Source organism: Streptomyces mayonensis, assembly GCF_018982965.1.
GTDB classification, from domain to species: Bacteria; Actinomycetota; Actinomycetes; order Streptomycetales; family Streptomycetaceae; genus Streptomyces; species Streptomyces mayonensis.
On sequence record NZ_JACBYP010000050.1, the window covers coordinates 37,865 to 53,910 of the forward strand.

At 74.2% G+C, this 16,046-nt stretch carries 14 protein-coding genes and 1 rRNA gene; 4 read left to right on the forward strand and 11 right to left on the reverse strand.

The genetic code is table 11. The annotated features are described in order from the left end of the window. Nucleotides 1-92: 92 nt before the first annotated feature. Nucleotides 93-1,739: a PucR family transcriptional regulator gene (locus HZS56_RS19975; RefSeq protein ID WP_216722090.1), complete on the forward strand. Its 1,647-nt coding sequence runs from the start codon at nucleotides 93-95 to the stop codon at nucleotides 1,737-1,739. Between the two features lie 352 nt (nucleotides 1,740-2,091). Here the strand turns inward: HZS56_RS19975 and HZS56_RS19980 are convergent, their stop codons facing one another. From HZS56_RS19980 to HZS56_RS20000, 5 genes are all read right to left on the reverse strand, one after another. Next, nucleotides 2,092-3,240 carry a glycosyltransferase family 4 protein gene (locus HZS56_RS19980; RefSeq protein ID WP_216722091.1) on the reverse strand — a complete coding sequence of 383 codons (1,149 nt, stop codon included), beginning with the start codon at nucleotides 3,238-3,240 and terminating at the stop codon, nucleotides 2,092-2,094. 682 nt (nucleotides 3,241-3,922) lie between these two features. Continuing rightward, entirely contained in the window at nucleotides 3,923-5,665 is a 1,743-nt protein-coding gene (gene recN, locus HZS56_RS19985) for a DNA repair protein RecN (protein ID WP_216722092.1), read from the reverse strand. Nucleotides 5,666-5,826: 161 nt separating this feature from the next. Further along, nucleotides 5,827-6,732 (reverse strand): NAD kinase, encoded by a 906-nt coding sequence (locus HZS56_RS19990; RefSeq protein ID WP_216722093.1) that lies wholly within the window; start codon nucleotides 6,730-6,732, stop codon nucleotides 5,827-5,829. Further along, on the reverse strand, nucleotides 6,729-7,544 hold the full coding sequence (locus HZS56_RS19995; protein WP_216722094.1) for a hemolysin: 816 nt from the start codon (nucleotides 7,542-7,544) through the stop codon (nucleotides 6,729-6,731). The genes HZS56_RS19990 and HZS56_RS19995 overlap by 4 nt, the downstream gene beginning before the upstream one ends. Nucleotides 7,545-7,551: 7 nt before the next feature. Further along, a complete protein-coding gene (locus HZS56_RS20000; protein WP_216722095.1) occupies nucleotides 7,552-7,911 on the reverse strand; it encodes a hypothetical protein in 360 nt (119 codons plus the stop codon). A gap of 40 nt (nucleotides 7,912-7,951) precedes the next feature. Here HZS56_RS20000 and HZS56_RS20005 point away from each other — a divergent pair, with 40 nt between their 5' ends. After that, entirely contained in the window at nucleotides 7,952-8,299 is a 348-nt protein-coding gene (locus HZS56_RS20005) for a sterol-binding protein (protein WP_216722096.1), read from the forward strand. A gap of 71 nt (nucleotides 8,300-8,370) precedes the next feature. Here the strand turns inward: HZS56_RS20005 and HZS56_RS20010 are convergent, their stop codons facing one another. The 4 genes from HZS56_RS20010 to HZS56_RS20025 form a co-directional block, all read right to left on the reverse strand. Further along, complete coding sequence (locus tag HZS56_RS20010; protein WP_308408106.1) at nucleotides 8,371-9,207, reverse strand: ABC transporter ATP-binding protein; 837 nt, start codon at nucleotides 9,205-9,207, stop codon at nucleotides 8,371-8,373. 115 nt (nucleotides 9,208-9,322) lie between these two features. Continuing rightward, entirely contained in the window at nucleotides 9,323-10,381 is a 1,059-nt protein-coding gene (locus HZS56_RS20015) for a FecCD family ABC transporter permease (RefSeq protein WP_216722098.1), read from the reverse strand. A 14-nt stretch (nucleotides 10,382-10,395) separates the two neighbouring features. Next, nucleotides 10,396-11,442: a FecCD family ABC transporter permease gene (locus HZS56_RS20020; RefSeq protein WP_216722099.1), complete on the reverse strand. Its 1,047-nt coding sequence runs from the start codon at nucleotides 11,440-11,442 to the stop codon at nucleotides 10,396-10,398. 131 nt (nucleotides 11,443-11,573) lie between these two features. Beyond that, a complete protein-coding gene (locus HZS56_RS20025; RefSeq protein ID WP_216722100.1) occupies nucleotides 11,574-12,605 on the reverse strand; it encodes an HAD hydrolase-like protein in 1,032 nt (343 codons plus the stop codon). Between the two features lie 72 nt (nucleotides 12,606-12,677). Between HZS56_RS20025 and HZS56_RS20030 the strand changes: the two genes are divergently transcribed. Continuing rightward, the gene (locus tag HZS56_RS20030; RefSeq protein WP_216722101.1) at nucleotides 12,678-13,970 is read left to right on the forward strand and encodes a DUF1015 domain-containing protein; all 1,293 of its coding nucleotides are present in this window, start codon (nucleotides 12,678-12,680) and stop codon (nucleotides 13,968-13,970) included. A gap of 107 nt (nucleotides 13,971-14,077) precedes the next feature. Here the strand turns inward: HZS56_RS20030 and HZS56_RS20035 are convergent, their stop codons facing one another. Continuing rightward, complete coding sequence (locus HZS56_RS20035; RefSeq protein ID WP_308408107.1) at nucleotides 14,078-14,806, reverse strand: tetratricopeptide repeat protein; 729 nt, start codon at nucleotides 14,804-14,806, stop codon at nucleotides 14,078-14,080. Between the two features lie 108 nt (nucleotides 14,807-14,914). Here HZS56_RS20035 and HZS56_RS20040 point away from each other — a divergent pair, with 108 nt between their 5' ends. After that, nucleotides 14,915-15,847: a hypothetical protein gene (locus HZS56_RS20040; RefSeq protein ID WP_216722105.1), complete on the forward strand. Its 933-nt coding sequence runs from the start codon at nucleotides 14,915-14,917 to the stop codon at nucleotides 15,845-15,847. Between the two features lie 122 nt (nucleotides 15,848-15,969). On the opposite strand, the gene rrf is transcribed toward HZS56_RS20040, so the two are convergent. Continuing rightward, nucleotides 15,970-16,046, reverse strand: a 5S ribosomal RNA gene (gene rrf, locus HZS56_RS20045); the annotation flags it as partial.

Here is a 16,046-nt window from a genome sequence, read left to right on the forward strand (position 1 = left end):
GGGTCGTGTGGGGGGCCGACGGTGCCGTCAGGGCCCGTTCCCGCAGCCCGTGGGATGTCCCGGGCGCGGCCGCGCCGGGTAGCGTCCGGCTCATGGACAGCGGCAGGAACAGCGGATTCGACACCCGGGGCGCCGGAATCACCGTGCAGCGGGCACTGGAGCTGCCCGGGCTGCGCAGCGGCCTGCCGGAGATCCTCGCGGGCGCCGACCGCCTGCACCGCACCGTGCGCTGGGTGCACGCCGGCGAGGTGCCCAACATCGCCTCGCTCCTCAAGGGCGGCGAACTGCTGCTGACCACCGGGTACGGTCTCGGTGCCCGGCCCGCCGAGCAGCGGGCGTTCGTCCGCACCCTGGCCGAGCGCGGCATCGCGGCCCTCGTCGTGGAGCTGGGCCCGCGTTTCGCCCGGCTGCCCGCGGCCCTCGTCGACACCGCCCGCGGCGCCGGGCTGCCGCTGGTCCAGCTGCACCGCGAGGTGCCGTTCGTGACGGTCACCGAGGAGATCCACACCGAGATCGTCAACGGCCACTACGCGCTGCTCCAGCGGGCCGAGGAGGTGGACCGGCGGTGCACGCGGGCCCTGCTGGACGGCGGCGGGGTGCCGCAGGTACTCGGCATCCTGGCCGGGTTCGGCGACAACCCGGTCTTCCTGGAGACCACCGACGGCCGCCTGCTGTACGCCGCCGGATCCGGCCCCGAGGGCGCCGACCCGCTCCAGGTCTGGGAGGGGCTGCGCGGCCCGCACAAGGACGCGCCGCCTCCGGCGGGCTCGGTGCTGGTCGACGTCCCCGGCGGTGGCCCCGGCACCGGGTCGGTGCGCGCGCGGCTGGTCCTGCTGCCGGTGCGGTCGCCGCTGGCGCCGGTGCACCGGATGGCGGCGGAGCGGGCGGCCGGCACCCTCGCCGTGGTGCTGATGCAGGCACGGCAGGAGGAGGAGCTGGCCGCGCGCGGACGCGGCGACTTCCTCACCGACCTCGCCGAGGGCCGGGTCACCGCGGACGACGCCCCGGCGCAGGCCCGGGTCCTGGGCTTCAGACCGGGCACCGGCCCGCTGCTGCCGGTGGTGATGCGCCTCGGCGACGCCCTGTCCCCCTCGGGCGGCGGCTGGGCGGTGCTGGCCCGCGCGGTCGCCGAGGAGCTGGCGTCGGTGGGAGTGCCCGTCCTGCTGGGTGTACGGCCGGTGGAGGGCCGGGTGCCGCTGCTGCTCGGGCTGCGCGCGGAGGCGGAGCGGCCGGCGGTCGCCGACCGGGTGGCGGCGGCGCTGCGGGCGGGCGTGGAGCGGGCCGGGATGCGGCGGCCGGGCGCCCAGCCGCCGGTCGTGGTCGTCGGTGTGCCCGGCGGCTGGGCGGCGGCCTCGGCGGGCCTGCGGCACGCGGCGGAGACGGCGACCGCCGCACAGGGGCTGCCCGACCGGCCCTGGTACGAGGCCCGGCGCCTGGACATCGACCTGCTGCTGTGGCGGCTGCGCGACCATCCGGACCTCGCGGCCTTCGTGGACCGGGCGATCGGTCCGGTCCGGGACCACGACGACCGCTCGAAGCCGCCCCTGCTGCCCACCCTCCAGACCTACCTGGCGCACGCCGGGCGCAAGGCGGAGACCGCGCGGGAACTCCACCTCAACCGGCAGACGCTCTACAACCGGCTGGCGCGGATCGGCGAACTGCTGGGCACCGACCTCGACGACCCGCAGACCGTCCTGGCCCTGAGCCTGGCCCTGCGCGCCCGCCGGCACGTGCCCTAGGGGAGGCGTCGTCCGGATCCTGCCGGGCTCGCTGGGCCGGGAACGCACTCCCCCACTGCCTCGACGGCGCCTTGACGACGTGGGGTGGGTCCCGGCGGCGTCCGTCGTGGGTTGCCCACTCCCCCACGCCAGCTCCACTCACGCGGGAGGGACCCCCCGTCGCCCCCGCCCAGGTCGGCGACAAGGCACCGCCGCCCGAAGCCGGCCTGAACCGAAGGACGCCCCAGGCGTGGCGTCCGGATGCTGCCGGGCTCGCGGCGCCCGGCAGCATCCGGACGGTCGTCGTGTCGTCGTCGTGTCGTCGTCGGGGCTGCCGGAGCGACGGGAACCGCATGCCCGGAGCAACGGATGCCTAGAGCAACGGCGTGGGCTGCGTCAGCTCGTCGTAGACGCTGAGGACCTGGGCGACGGTCTCGTCCTCGGTCGGCCAGCCGGCCGCCTGCCGCACGCCGCTGTCCCGCAGCTCGTCCCGGCGCCCGGCGTCGCCGAGCAGCCGGACGACGGCGTCGGCCAGGGCCCCGGCGTTCCCGGGCGGGACCAGTTCGGCGGCGTCGCCGACGAGCTCCGGGACACCGCCCACGGCGGCGGCGACGAGCGGCACGCGCGCGTGCAGGGCCTCCTGCACGAGCACGGAACGCCCGGTCTCCCGGCGGCCGGGCAGCAGTGCGAGGTCGGCCGCGGCCAGCAGCTCGGGCACGTCGTCACGGCTGCCGACCAGCACCACCGGCAGTTCCTCGGCCTCGATCCGTCCCTGCAGCTCCCCGCGCAGCGGCCCCTCCCCGGCAACGACGACCAGCGGCGCGGGGTCGAGACGGCACCACGCGTGCGCGGCGTCGAGCAGCACGTCGTACGCCCGGTGCCGTTCCAGGGAACCGACGGCGACCAGCAACGGGCGGTCGACGGCGCCGAGTTCGGCCCGGACCTTCGGGTGCAGCCGGTCGGGGTCCTCGGGCCCTGCGGGCCCACCCGTACGGGGCGGGAGCGCCACGGGGCCGAGCCGGGCGTCCCGCGCCCCCGCGCGCCGCGCCGCGTCGACCAGCTCCGACGTGGCGCCCAGCACCACGGTGGCGGCCTTCATCACCCGTCGCTCCAGTACGCGCAGCAGGTGGGCGCGGGCCCCCTCGGCGTGCACCGGGTCGTGCCGGGTGACGACGAGCGGTGTGCGCACCCGCCGCCCGCCGAGCGCCAGTGCGGCCCGGAAGGAGGCGTGCAGTCCGTGCGCGTGCACCAGATCGGCGTCGGCGCACACCGCGCGGAGCGCGGCCACCGAGACGGGATCGCTGCTGCGGGGCACGTGCACGTGGTCGGCTCCGGCGCCCGTGAAGTCGTAGGTGCACTCCGCCTCGTCGGGGGCGCACACCGTCACTTTCACGCCCCGGGCGACGAGCCCCGCGGCCAGTGAACGCACGTGCGCGCTACTGCCTGCGTTGCCACCGCCCAGCACCTGAACGGTGCGCAGCGGCGACTGGCCGTGCGGTACGTGGCTGCTCAGGGGGGTCACCTGGCCGGGGCTCCTGGTTCGGCGGGGGCGGTCACGAAGAACGTACAGAAGGACGGTGCGGAGGGCGCGCGCCGCCCGGCCTCCCGGGCGTCACTCCGTCAAGGATGCCAGGCCGTACGGGTGTTCCGGCAACGACGGACACTGCGCGCGATCGGCCGACGGGGCAACAGAACCGCGCCACTTCACCCGTACGAGTGACTGTCGACTCCCCTGCCGCCCCGGCCCCGCACCACCGGCCGAGACCGGGGGCGCACGCCTCACCCCCCGCCACACACCGCGCGGGGAGCCACACGGCCAACCTCCCGACGGCTGAACCAACGGCCCACTGAACTGTCCGACACTGCTCGCAATGCCCGGACGGCTCGACTGCTCGACTGCTCGACTGCTCGACGACAGGCAACGGCTCTTTCAACGAACGGGTCTTTCCGCGAACGAGTCTTTCCGCGAACGGGTCTGTCAGCCGCCGGTCACAGGGCCCGCGCCGCGCAGCGTGAACGCACCTGTGACCGCCGGGGTCCGTTCCCGCCCGGCCCGCCGGGTCCCGCGTACCTCACCGGCGGGCCGGGCCGGCCGCCGGCGCACCGCCACTCGCCGGCGCACCGCCGTACCGCGCCCCGCCCCGTTCGCACTCCGCCCGTACGCCCCGCGCCGCGCCGCAGCCCCCGTGCTCACCGCCGGAGGCCTACGCGTCGGCGCGCGCCGTCTCCAGCAGCTCCTCCGCGTGTGCGCGGGCGGTCTCCGAGTCCTCCTGGCCGGCGAGCATCCGGGAGAGCTCCCGTACGCGCTCCTCGCCCTCCAGGACCTTCACGCCTGAGCTGGTCACCGAGCCGTCGTTGGTCTTCTCCACCAGCAACTGCCGGTCGGCGAACGCGGCCACCTGCGGCAGATGCGTCACGACCACGACCTGCGCGCTCTTCGCGAGCCGCGCGAGACGCCGCCCGATCTCCACCGCCGCCTTGCCGCCGACGCCCGCGTCGACCTCGTCGAAGAGGTACGTCGGCACCGGGTCCGTGCCCGCGAACACGACCTCCACGGCCAGCATCACGCGCGACAGCTCACCGCCGGACGCGCCCTTGGCGATCGGCCGCGGCGGCGCCCCGGGATGCGGGGCGAGCAGCAGCTCGACCTCGTCGGCGCCCGACGGACCGTACGCGACCGGCCGGCCGCCCACCTCCACGCCCTCCGCGTCCTCGGTCTGCCGGATCGCGAACGACACACGCGCGTGGGGCATCGCGAGCGACGCCAGCTCGGCGGTCACGGCGGCGGCGAACCGTTCGGCGGCCTCGGTGCGCGCGTCCGTCAACGCCTGGGCGAGACCGCCCAGTTCCGCCCGCAGCGCGTCCCGCTCGGCGGTCAGTTCGCCGATCCGCTCGTCGTCGCCGTCCAGTTCGGTCAGCCGTGCGGCACCCTGCTCGGCCCAGGTCAGCACGGCGCTCACGTCCTCGCCGTACTTCCGGGTCAGCGCGGTGAGCGCGGCCCGGCGCTCCTCGACCGCCGCCAGCCGCAGCGGGTCGGCGTCCAGGTCGTCGGCGTACCCGGCGAGTTCGCCGGCCACGTCGCGCAGCAGGATCCCGACCTCGGCGATCCGCTCGGCGAGCGCGGCGAGCGCCGGGTCGTGCGACCGTACGGCGTCCAGGGCGCGCTGCGCGCCCGCGACGAGCGTCGCGGCGTCCACGCCCTCGGGGTCCTCGGGGTTGCCCGCGAGCGCCGTGTGGGCGGCCGTGGCGGCCGACGCGAGCGCCTCGGCGTGGCCCAGCCGCTCCGCCTCCTCCGCCAGCTCCGCGTCCTCACCGGCGCGCGGCTCGACCGCGGCGACCTCGTCGAGGCCGTAGCGCAGCAGGTCGGCCTCCTGGGCGCGCTCACGCGCGCGCGTGGTGATCTCGTCCAGCTCGGTGGCGACCGCCCGCAGCCGCCGGTAGGCCTCGGAGTACTTCGCGAGCGGCCCGGCGACCGCGTCACCGGCGTACCGGTCCAGCGCCTGCCGCTGCCGGGACAGCTTCAGCAGTCCCTGCTGGTCGGTCTGCCCGTGCACGGCCACCAGCTCGTCGGCCAGCTCGGCGAGCATCCCCACCGGCACCGACCGCCCGCCGAGGTGCGCGCGCGAGCGCCCTTCGGCGGAGACGGTGCGGCTGATCAGCAGCGCCCCGTCGTCCAGCTCGGCCCCGGCCTCCTCGGCCCGGACGGCCGCCGCCGCGTCGCCGGGCACGCCGATGCGCCCCTCGACGACCGCGTTCTTGGCCCCGATCCGCACGAGCGCCGCGTCCGCGCGTCCGCCGAGCAGCAGCCCGAGGCTGGTGACCACCATGGTCTTGCCGGCGCCCGTCTCACCGGTGACAGCGGTGAATCCGGGCGACAGCTCGACCACGGCGTCGTCGATGACACCGAGTGACCGTATCCGCATCTCCTCAAGCACGAACACGACCATACGAGGTCGAGGGCGGAAAGCGCACACAGCCCGCCCTTGCTACGCCGTGCACTGCACGCCGCCCAGGGGCGCGGGGAACTGCGCGACCAGCCACCTCCGACCCGCGGCCGGCACACACCAGAACCACCCCTTCGAGACCGCTGGGTCCTGTCCGACGGCCCCTAGTGCGGCGCCCCCCGCCACCCGGACACCGGCAGCGCGAACTTCGCCACCAGCCGGTCCGTGAACGACGCATGGTGCAGCCGCGCCAGCCGCACCGGCACCGCCCCCCGCCGCACCTCCACCCGCGCGCCCGGCGGCAGGTCCACGGTCCGCCGCCCGTCGCACCACAGCACCCCCGGCGGGATGTGCGGCAGCACCTCCACCGCGAGCACCGAGTCCGGCGAGGTCACCAGCGGCTTCGCGAACAGCGCGTGCGCGCTGATCGGCACCATCAGCAGGGCCTCCACCTCGGGCCACACCACCGGCCCGCCGGCCGAGAAGGCGTACGCCGTCGAGCCGGTCGGCGTGGACAGCACGATGCCGTCGCAGCCGAACCCGGTCACCGGCCGCCCGTCGATCTCCAGGACGACCTCGAGGAGCTTCTCGGCGCCGGCCTTCTGCACGGCAGCCTCGTTCAGTGCCCAGTCGGTGTGCACGATGTCGCCGTTGCGGTGCACTACGACGTCGACGGTCATGCGCTCCTCGACCTCGTAGGCCCGGTTCACCACCCGGTCGACGACCTTGTCGAGGTCGTCGCGCTCGGCCTCCGCGAGGAAGCCGACCCGGCCCAGGTTGACGCCGAGCATGGGCACCCCGGAGGCCCGGGCGAACTCGGCGCCGCGCAGCAGCGTGCCGTCCCCGCCCAGCACGATGAGCAGCTCGCACCCGTCGAGGCACTGCGGGGTGGCCTCGCCGACCAGCTCGACCTCGCCCGGCAGCGGCAGGTCGCGCGCCTCGGCTTCCAGGACCCGTACGCCGATCCCGGCCTGCAGCAGCCCCTTGACCACCAGTTCCGCGCTGCGGATGGCGGCGGGACGCCCGGTGTGGGCGAGCAGGAAAACAGTTCGCGCTCGGTTCTGTGTCAACGCGGCCCCTCCGCCACTGCACGGTCAACGTCGGCCGGGTCCGGTGCGTCGGCCCCGGCCCGCAGCCACAGAAAGTACTCGACGTTCCCTGAGGGGCCCGGCAGCGGACTGGCGGTGACCCCCTTCACGCCGAGCCCCAGTTCCCAGGCCCGGCGGGCGACGCCCGTCACGGCCTCCGCCCGCAGCTGCGCGCTGCGGACCACTCCCCCGCTGCCCAGCCGTTCCTTGCCCACCTCGAACTGCGGCTTCACCATCATCACCAGGTCGGCGTCCGGCCGCGTGCACCGCACCAGGGCGGGCAGCACCAGCCCGAGCGGGATGAAGGACAGATCCCCCACGACAAGATCCACGGGCTCCCCATCGATCGCTTCCAACGTCAATTCGCGTACGTTCGTACGGTCCTTCACGGTGACGCGTTCATCCTGCTGGAGGGTCCAGGCGAGTTGTCCGTATCCGACGTCGGCGGCGACGACGTGCGCGGCGCCCGCGCGCAGCAGTACGTCGGTGAAGCCGCCGGTGGAGGCTCCGGCGTCCAGCGCCCGCCGCCCCTCGACGACGAGGCCGCGCGGCACGAAGGCGTCGAGGGCGCCGGCGAGCTTGTGGCCGCCGCGCGAGACGTAGTCGGGGTCGCCGTCGTCGGCGGTCACGACGATCGCCGCGGCGGTCTCCACCTGTGTGGCGGACTTGGTCGCGACGGTCTTGCCGACGGTGACCCGCCCGGCGGCGATCAACTGGCTCGCGTGCTCGCGCGAACGCGCCAGCTTGCGGCGCACCAGCTCCGCGTCGAGACGGCGGCGTGCGACTCCTGCCACGTTCGGTTCAGCTCCTGCGGTCGTACGGTGAGGGCGGCGACGGGGGCGCGGACGGTCCCGGTGGGGCCGGGGGTCCGTGGCGGGCGTCGAGCGCGGTGAGCGCGTCGCGCAGCCCCCGGTGTACATCCTCGTACACCTCGACGTGTCCGTCCGTGGCCAGGTGGTCGGCGTCGGCCAGCCGCGCCAGCCGGGCGTCGACCTCGGCGTTCCCGGTGGGGGTGCGCGGGACGTCCAGCGGGGCGGGGGCGGCGGGTTCGTACCCGGAGTCCTCGGGCGCCCCTGACCCCGGGTGTCCGGAATCCTGCTCGGAACCGGCCTGCCCGGAATCGGCCTGCCCGGACTCCGGCTCCGGTACTGCGTCGTTCATGCCCCGACGCTACCGCGTGGCTGGGGTACGGTCGGTCCCGATGGCGACGACTGAGGAGTGCCGTGCCGCACTCGACGAGCTCTCGGAGAACATGCGCGGCGCCGGAGGCGACGTCCGGGCGGCCACCGAGCTGGACCGCTCGGTCAGCTGCCACATCACCGACCTGGACGTCACCTTCGCCGGACGCATGGCGGACGGCGGGATCGACGTGCGCGACACCCTTGAGGGGCCGCCGCGCGAGAGGGCCCAGATCAGGCTGGCGATGACCGGCGACGACCTGGTGGCCCTGGTGGCGGGCGAGCTGGACTTCGCCAGGGCCTGGGGCTCGGGCCGGGTGCGGCTGGAGGCGGGCCTGCGCGACCTGTTCCGGCTCAGAAAGCTCCTCTGACCGCCTTCAGGAAGCTCCTCCGACCGCCTTCATACGACCGCCTTCGGGCGACTGCCTTCAGGCGACTGCCTTCAGGAGGCTCGGGCGGCCGACGTCTTCACGTGCTCGCGCGCACCCGGTACCCGTGCCCTGCGCGCGGCCGGCACCACCAGCGGCGTACCCGTCTCCGGGTCGTCGATGACCTGGCAGCGCAACCCGAAGACCCGCTCGACGAGGTCGGCGGTGACGATGTCCTTCGGCGCGCCCTCGGCGATGATCTCCCCGTCGCGCAGGGCGATGAGGTGGGTGGCGTAGCGGGCGGCGTGGTTGAGGTCGTGCAGGACGGCGACGAGGGTGCGGCCCTGCTCCTCGTGGAGCTCCGCGCACAGGTCGAGGACGTCGATCTGGTGCTGGATGTCCAGGTACGTGGTCGGTTCGTCGAGGAGCAGCAGCGGGGTCTGCTGGGCGAGCGCCATGGCGATCCACACCCGCTGGCGCTGGCCGCCGGAGAGTTCGTCGACGTAGCGGTCGGCGAGTTCGGAGATGCCGGTCTGGGCCATCGACTCCTGGACGACCCGTTCGTCCTCGGTCGACCACTGGCGCAGCAGACCCTGGTGCGGGTAGCGCCCGCGGCCGACGAGGTCGCCGACGGTGATGCCGTCGGGTGCGACGGACGACTGGGGCAGCAGGCCGAGGGTCCGCGCGACCTGCTTGGCGGGCATCGACTGGATGACGGACCCGTCGAGCAGCACCCGGCCCTCGCTCGGCTTGAGCATCCGCGACAGGGCACGCAGCAGCGTGGACTTGCCGCAGGCGTTCGGGCCGACGATCACGGTGAAGGAGCTGTCGGGTATCTCCACCGACAGCTGCTGCGCTATGACCCGCTGGTCGTAGGCGAGGGTGACGTTCTCGGCGGTGAGGCGGTTCACATTGCTCCTTTGGTTCTCGGTCCCGCTGCAGGGTCGCGCCCATCGCGTTCGCACCCGCCACGGGTGTCGCACCCACCGCGGGCGTCACGCCCTCCGCGGGGGCCGGCTCCGGCGCTCATATCCGGCCCGCCCTGCGCTCGGTGACCAGCAGCCACAGCAGGTAGACGCCGCCGAGTACGCCGGTGACGACGCCCACGGGCAGCTGGTCGGCGCCGAAGGCCCGCTGCGAGATCCAGTCGGCGCTGACCAGCAGGGCGGCGCCCATGCACAGGGACGGCAGGAGGTTGGGGCCGGGCGAGCGGGTGAGGCGCCGGGCGAGCTGCGGTGCGGTGAGCGCGACGAAGCTGACCGGTCCCGCGGCGGCGGTCGCGGCGGCGGTGAGCAGGACGGCGGCCACCATCAGCAGGGCCCGCACGCGCTCGACACGCACCCCGAGGGCGTACGAGACGTCGTCGCCCATCTCCATCATCCGCAGCGCCCGTCCGTTGGCGAGGACGAACGGCACGAGTACGGCGCAGAGCGCGAGCAGGGGCCAGACCTGGTCCCAGTCGCGGCCGTTGAGGGAGCCGGTCATCCAGACGACGGCGCGGGAGGCGTCGACGATGTCGGCCCGGGTGAGGAGGTAACCGTTGACGGCCGTGACGATCGCGGACACGCCGATGCCGACCAGGACCAGCCGGTAACCGTGCACGCCCCGCTTCCAGGCGAGCAGGTAGATGGCGAGACCGGTCACCAGGCCACCGACGAGCGCACCGAGGGTGACCTGCGCCGAACTGCCGGAGAACAGCACGATCATGGTGAGCGCACCGGCGGTCGCGCCCTGGCCGAGGCCGAGTACGTCCGGACTGCCGAGCGGATTGCGCGAGATGGCCTGGAACAGCGCACCGCCCACCCCGAGCGCGCCGCCGACCAGCAGTCCGACGAGGACCCGCGGCAGCCGCAGTTCGTTGACGATGAACTCCTGCCCCGGATCGCCCCGCCCGACCAGCGTCCTCAGCACGTCGGCGGCCGGGATGTCGAAGTCGCCGGTGCCGATCAGCAGGACGCTCGCGGCCAGCGCGAGGAGCAGCAGCAGCGCGACGACGGCCACGGCCCGGACGTCGAGCCGGAACGACAGCCCACCCGGACCGCGCACGGTCCGGCCGGCGGCCCCGGCGGCCCCAGCGGTCCTCATGGTCTTCCCGGTCTTCACAGCTGGGCCGTCCTCCGCCGTCGTACGAGAAAGATGAAGACCGGCCCGCCGAGAACGGCGGTCACGATGCCGACCTGCAGCTCCGAGGGCCGTGCGACGATCCGGCCGAGCACGTCCGCGCCGAGCAGCAGCACGGGCGAGAGGATCGCGGCGTACGGCAGGATCCACCGCATGTCGGGACCGGTGAAGGAGCGCACGATGTGCGGGACCATCAGTCCGACGAACACGATCGGCCCGCAGGCCGCGGTCGCCGCGCCGCAGAGCACGGTCGCGGCCAGCATGGACAGCGCCCGGGTGCGGTTCAGGTTGGCGCCGAGGGCCCTGGCGGTGTCGTCGCCCATCTCCATGGCGTTGAGCGGCCGCGAGAGCGCGAGGGCGAGGACCGTGCCGGCCACGAAGAAGGGCAGCACCTCGCGGATGGTCCCGTTCGTCGCCGAGGCGAGCGAACCGACCGTCCAGAAGCGCATCCGCCCCAGCGCCGCGTCGTCCATGATCATGACGGCCTGGAGGTAGCCGAAGAGGGCCGCGCTGATCGCCGTTCCGGCCAGCACCAGGCGCACCGGTGTGGCGCCCCGGCTGCCGCCCAGGAACCAGACCAGCGCGCCGACCGCGGCCGCGCCCGCGAAGGCGAACCACACGTATCCGGTCAGTGAGGTGACGCCGAAGAAGGTGATGGCGGTGACGACCGCGGCCGAGGCACCCGCGTTGATGCCGAGCAGGCCCGGGTCGGCCAGCGGATTGCGCGTGAGCGCCTGCAGCACCGCTCCCGCGAGCCCCAGCGCCGCCCCGGCCAGCAGGCCGAGGAGCGTCCGCGACAGCCGCTCGCCCACCACGACGTCGCCGTACGTGCCGGAGTCGTGGAACAGGCCGTGCCAGACCTGGGCGAGTGAGAGGTCCTTCGCGCCGACGGCGATGCTCGTCAGTGCGATGAACACCAGGACCGCCACGGAGACGGGCAGCCCGGCGGCGCGCAGGGCACGGCGCTTGGCGGGCGGCGCGGGAGCGGTCTCCGCGCGCGCTTCGGGGGGACTGTCGACCAACACGAGGTTAGGCTAGCCTACCCTGCCAAACGATCACGATCCCGACCACACCGTCCTGAACCCGCAGGACCGGTCTCCGGCGCACCCGCAGGCCCGGCTGCGGGCCCGGGAGGGCGTCTTCCCGGTACGGCGGCTCACAATCCCAGTCGCGCCAACGCCTTCTCCGCGTCCAGCCGGCACCCCTCCCCACCGCCCGCCGTCCAGGCCGCGGCGCACAGCGCCCGCAGCCCGTCCAGCGCCGCACCGTCGCCCTCCAGCTCCAGTCGCTCCGCGCCGGCCGTCGCCGTCCAGCCACCGCACCGGAAGCCCTCGCCCGCGTCGCCGCCGACCTCGGGCTGCCCGGTGAGCAGCCCGCGCAGATCGGCGTCGACGTACGTCGGCCGGTGCTGCGGCGGCGCGGCGAGCAGCTGGGTCCCGTCGGTCACGCCGGTCAGGACCAGCAGCGAGTCGACCTCGCCGTTGAACGCGCCCTCGATGTCCGTGTCCAGCCGGTCGCCGACCACCAGGGGCCGCTGCGCCCCGGTCCGCAGGATGGTCTCCCGGTGCATCGGGGGCAGCGGCTTTCCCGCGACCTGCGGCTCCGCACCGGTCGCGATGCGGACGACTTCCACCGCCGCGCCGTTGCCCGGGGCGATCCCCCGGGCGCCCGGGATCGTGAGGTCGGTGTTGGAGGCGTACCAGGGCACACCTCGCGCGATGGCGTAGCAGGCCTCGGCGAAACGTCCCCAGGGCAGCTCCGGGCCGCCGAAGCCCTGCACGACGGCGGCCGGGTCGTCCTCGGCCGACTCCACGGGCTCCAGACCGCGCTCGCGCAGCGCGACCCGCAGTCCCTCACCGCCGATCACCAGCACCCGCGCCCCCGAGGGCACCTGCTCGGCGATCAGCCGGGCCACCGCCTGCGCGGAGGTGATGACGTCGGCGGCGTCCGTCGGTATGCCCAGCTCGGTCAGGTGCGCGGCGACCGTGTCCGGAGTGCGGAGCGCGTTGTTGGTGACGTACGCCAGACGCATGCCGCCGTCGCGTGCCGTGGTGAGGGACTCCACGGCGTGCGCGATCGCGTTCCCCCCGGCGTACACCACTCCGTCCAGGTCGAGCAGCGCCGTGTCGTACGCCTCGCTCAGGGCCCGCCCACTGCCCGCGGGCCTCGTACCGACGCTCCGGCTCATTGCGCATCGCTCCTCATCAGACGCTTTTCCCCCGATCATCCCCCATGCCACTGACACACGTACGATGCCGGGATGAACTCTGCAGGTCACCCGGAAGCAACGGCGCGCCGGGGCCTGGAACTCACCCCGTTCCGAGGCCTCCGCTACGACCCCGACCGGGTCGGCAGCCTGGCCGCCGTGACCTCCCCGCCCTACGACGTCGTGGTCCGCCCCGACGGCCTGCTCCACCTCGAGTCCGCCGACCCGCACAACATCGTCCGCCTCATCCTGCCCCAGGCCGCCACCCCCGAGGCACGCAACGAGCAGGCCGCGCACACCCTGCGGCGCTGGCTGGCCGAAGGCGTCCTGACCACCGACCCCGAACCCGGCCTCTACGTCTACGAACAGCGCGACGGCGACGGCCTGCTGCAACGCGGCCTCATCGGCGCCCTGCGCGTGTCGGAACCCGCCGAACAGGTCGTCCTGCCGCACGAGGACGTCATGCCGCACGTGGTCGCCGACCGCGCGGCACTCATGCGCGCGACCTGGGCCAACCTCGAACCCCTGCTCCTGACTTACCGCGGCGACGACTCCACGGAGGCGACGACCGCCCTGGTGGAGCGCACCTGTGAACAGCCGCCACTGCTCTCGACGACCACGGAGGACGGTTTCCACCACCGTCTGTGGTCGGTCACGGACCCCGGTGCGCTGGCCCGCGTACGTGCCGAACTGGCCCGGCACCAGGCCCTCATCGCCGACGGCCACCACCGCTGGGCGACCTACCGCACGCTCCGCGCGGAGCACCCCTCACCCGGCCCCTGGGACCACGGCCTGGTGCTCCTGGTGGACACGGTCCGCTACCCGCTGCGGGTCCGCGCCATCCACCGCCTGCTGCACGACCTCCCGGTGAAGGACGCCGTGGCCGCCCTGGAGGGCCGTTTCCGTGTCCGCCGCCTGGACACGCCGCTGACCCAGTCCATGAACGCCCTGGCCGAGGCGGCCGGCGCGGGCAACGCCTTCCTCCTCGCCGGTGACGGCGCCTTCCACCTCGTCGACAGGCCCGACCCCGGCCTGCTGTCCCGCACGGTGCCCGCCGACCGCCCCGAGGCGTGGCGCACCCTGGACGCCACCGTCCTGCACGCCACACTCCTCGCCCACGTCTGGCACGTCCCCGACGACTCCGCGGCCCACATCTCCTACATCCACGACACCCGGGCCACCGTCTCCAAAGCGGAACGCGACGGCTCCACGGCGGTACTGATGCACCCGGTCCGCGAGGAGGTCGTCCGCGAACTCGCCCAACAGGGCGTCACGATGCCTCGCAAATCGACGTCCTTCGGCCCCAAGCCGGCCTCGGGCCTGGTGCTGCGCGCGCTCGACGTGTGACGACCTCGGGCGACGTGCGACGCGGCAGGCGCCGGTACGACGACGGGGGGCGGAACCGGGGTCGCCGGTCCCGCCCCCCGTCAGTCGTCGGTCGTCGGTCGTCGGTGTCAGGCCTTGTCGGCGTCCCCGGCGGAAGGACCGTCCGCGTCGCGCTCGGGCGCGGTGCCGGACTCGCCCTCGACCCGGCCTTCGCCCTCGCCCTCGTCGAGGGCGTCCATGAACTCCACCCCGTCCAGCTCGGCGAGCCGGTCCGAAGCGTCGGTGCTGCCGTCCCGGTCGGACTCCACCGCCTTGGCGAACCACTCACGCGCCTCCCGCTCCCGGCCGGCGGCCAGCAACGCGTCGGCGTAGGCGTACCTCAGCCGCGCGGTCCACGGCTGCACGGAGTTGGAGGCCAGTTCGGGGCTCTGCAGCGTCACGATGGCCGCGTCCAGCTGCCCCATGTCGCGCCGGGCACCCGCCGCCACGAGCCGCATCTCGACCTGCCCGGCCTTGTCCAGCTTGTGCACCTCGGGGGCGCCCGCCATGTCCAGCGCCTTCTCCGGCCGGCCGAGCCCGCGTTCGCAGTCGGCCATGACCGGCCACAGCTCCACCGACCCGGTCATCCGCCGCGCGGCCCGGAACTCCGCCAGCGCCTCGCCGTACTTCTGGTTGGCGTACGCGGCGAATCCGGCCGCCTCGCGCACGGCGGCCACACGGGACGCGAGGCGCAGGGCCACCCTGGAGTAGCCGTACGCGGCCTCCGGGTCCTCGTCGAGCAGCCGGGCCACCATCACCAGGTTCCGGGCGACGTCCTCCGCGAGCGTCTTGGGCAGGCTCTGCAGGTCCTGCCGCACGTCCTTGTCGATCTCGTCGCCGGTGACCTCCTCCGGGATCGGCAGACGCTTGATCGGCTCGCGGTCGCGGTCGCGGTCCCGGTCCTCACGGAAGCGCCCACCGCCGCCGTGCCGGTCGTCACGGCCACGGAATCCGCCGCCGGACCGGCCGCCTCCGCGGTCGTCGCGCCGTGGCCCACGCCCACCGCGGTCGTCCCGGCCACGGAAACCCCCGCCCCCGCGGCTGTCGTCACGACGGAAGCCTCCCCGGTCGCCCCGGTCGTCACGGCGGTACGAGGAACGGTCGTCACGGCGGTCTTCCCGACGGAAGGAGGGCCGGTCCTCACGACGCACGTCACGCCGGTCGTCACGCCGGTCGTCGCGCCGGTACGAGGGACGGTCCTCACGGCGGTCATCTCGGCGATCGTCGCGCCGGTACGAGGGACGGTCGTCCCGACGGTCGTCACGGCGGAACGGAGGACGGTCATCACGACGGTCGTCCCGACGGAAGGAGGGACGATCCCCCCGGCCACGGTCACCCCGGTCATCGCGCCCGCCCCGGTCGTCACGCCGGAACTCGCGATCACGTTCCCGATCGTCGCGACGCGGCCCACGGTCACGATCGTCCCGACGCCCGTATCCACCACCGCGGTTGTCGCTCCGGCCGGCGTCACCCCGGCGGCTGTCGTCGCGCCGGTCGTCACGCCTGAACGAAGGGCGGTCGTCACGCCGGAACGGGGCACGCTCATCACGCCGGTCATCCCTGCGGAAACCACCACGCTGACCGCCACGGTCATCCACCCGGCGGTCGTCACGCCGGTCGTCGCGCCGGTCATCGCGCCGGTACGAGGGCCGGTCCTCACGGCGATCGTCACGACGGAACCCACGATCACGGTCCCTGTCGTCGCGACGCGGCCCACGCTCACGATCGTCCCGGCGGAAGCCACCGCGCTGCCCCCCTCGGTCCCCGCGCTGACCTCCACGGTCGCTGCGACCACCACTGTCCCGTCGACGCTCGTCGCGCTCCGGTCGGTCGTCGGGGGAATTGGTGGACATCGGTGACTCCTGTCGTCGGTACCGCAAAGTCATTCTCGCGCAGCCGGGTACCCGGTGCGCCCTGGAAAAACGAAAGGACCCCTGGTCCCCAGCTGAACGCTGGGGACCAGGGGTCCTTCCCAAAGATTGTTCGGCGGCGTCCTACTCTCCCACAGGGTCCCCCCTGCAGTACCATCGGCGCTGTAAGGCTTAGCTTCCGGGTTCG

Excerpts from the sequence above, each read along its gene's own strand:
- HZS56_RS19975 (WP_216722090.1), top strand. The coding sequence starts at position 93 with ATGGACAGCGGCAGGAACAGCGGATTCGACACCCGGGGCGCCGGAATC.
- recN (WP_216722092.1), bottom strand. The coding sequence starts at position 5,665 with ATGGTCGTGTTCGTGCTTGAGGAGATGCGGATACGGTCACTCGGTGTC.
- HZS56_RS20000 (WP_216722095.1), bottom strand. The coding sequence starts at position 7,911 with ATGAACGACGCAGTACCGGAGCCGGAGTCCGGGCAGGCCGATTCCGGG.
- HZS56_RS20005 (WP_216722096.1), top strand. The coding sequence starts at position 7,952 with ATGGCGACGACTGAGGAGTGCCGTGCCGCACTCGACGAGCTCTCGGAG.
- HZS56_RS20015 (WP_216722098.1), bottom strand. The coding sequence starts at position 10,381 with ATGAGGACCGCTGGGGCCGCCGGGGCCGCCGGCCGGACCGTGCGCGGT.
- HZS56_RS20025 (WP_216722100.1), bottom strand. The coding sequence starts at position 12,605 with ATGAGCCGGAGCGTCGGTACGAGGCCCGCGGGCAGTGGGCGGGCCCTG.
- HZS56_RS20030 (WP_216722101.1), top strand. The coding sequence starts at position 12,678 with ATGAACTCTGCAGGTCACCCGGAAGCAACGGCGCGCCGGGGCCTGGAA.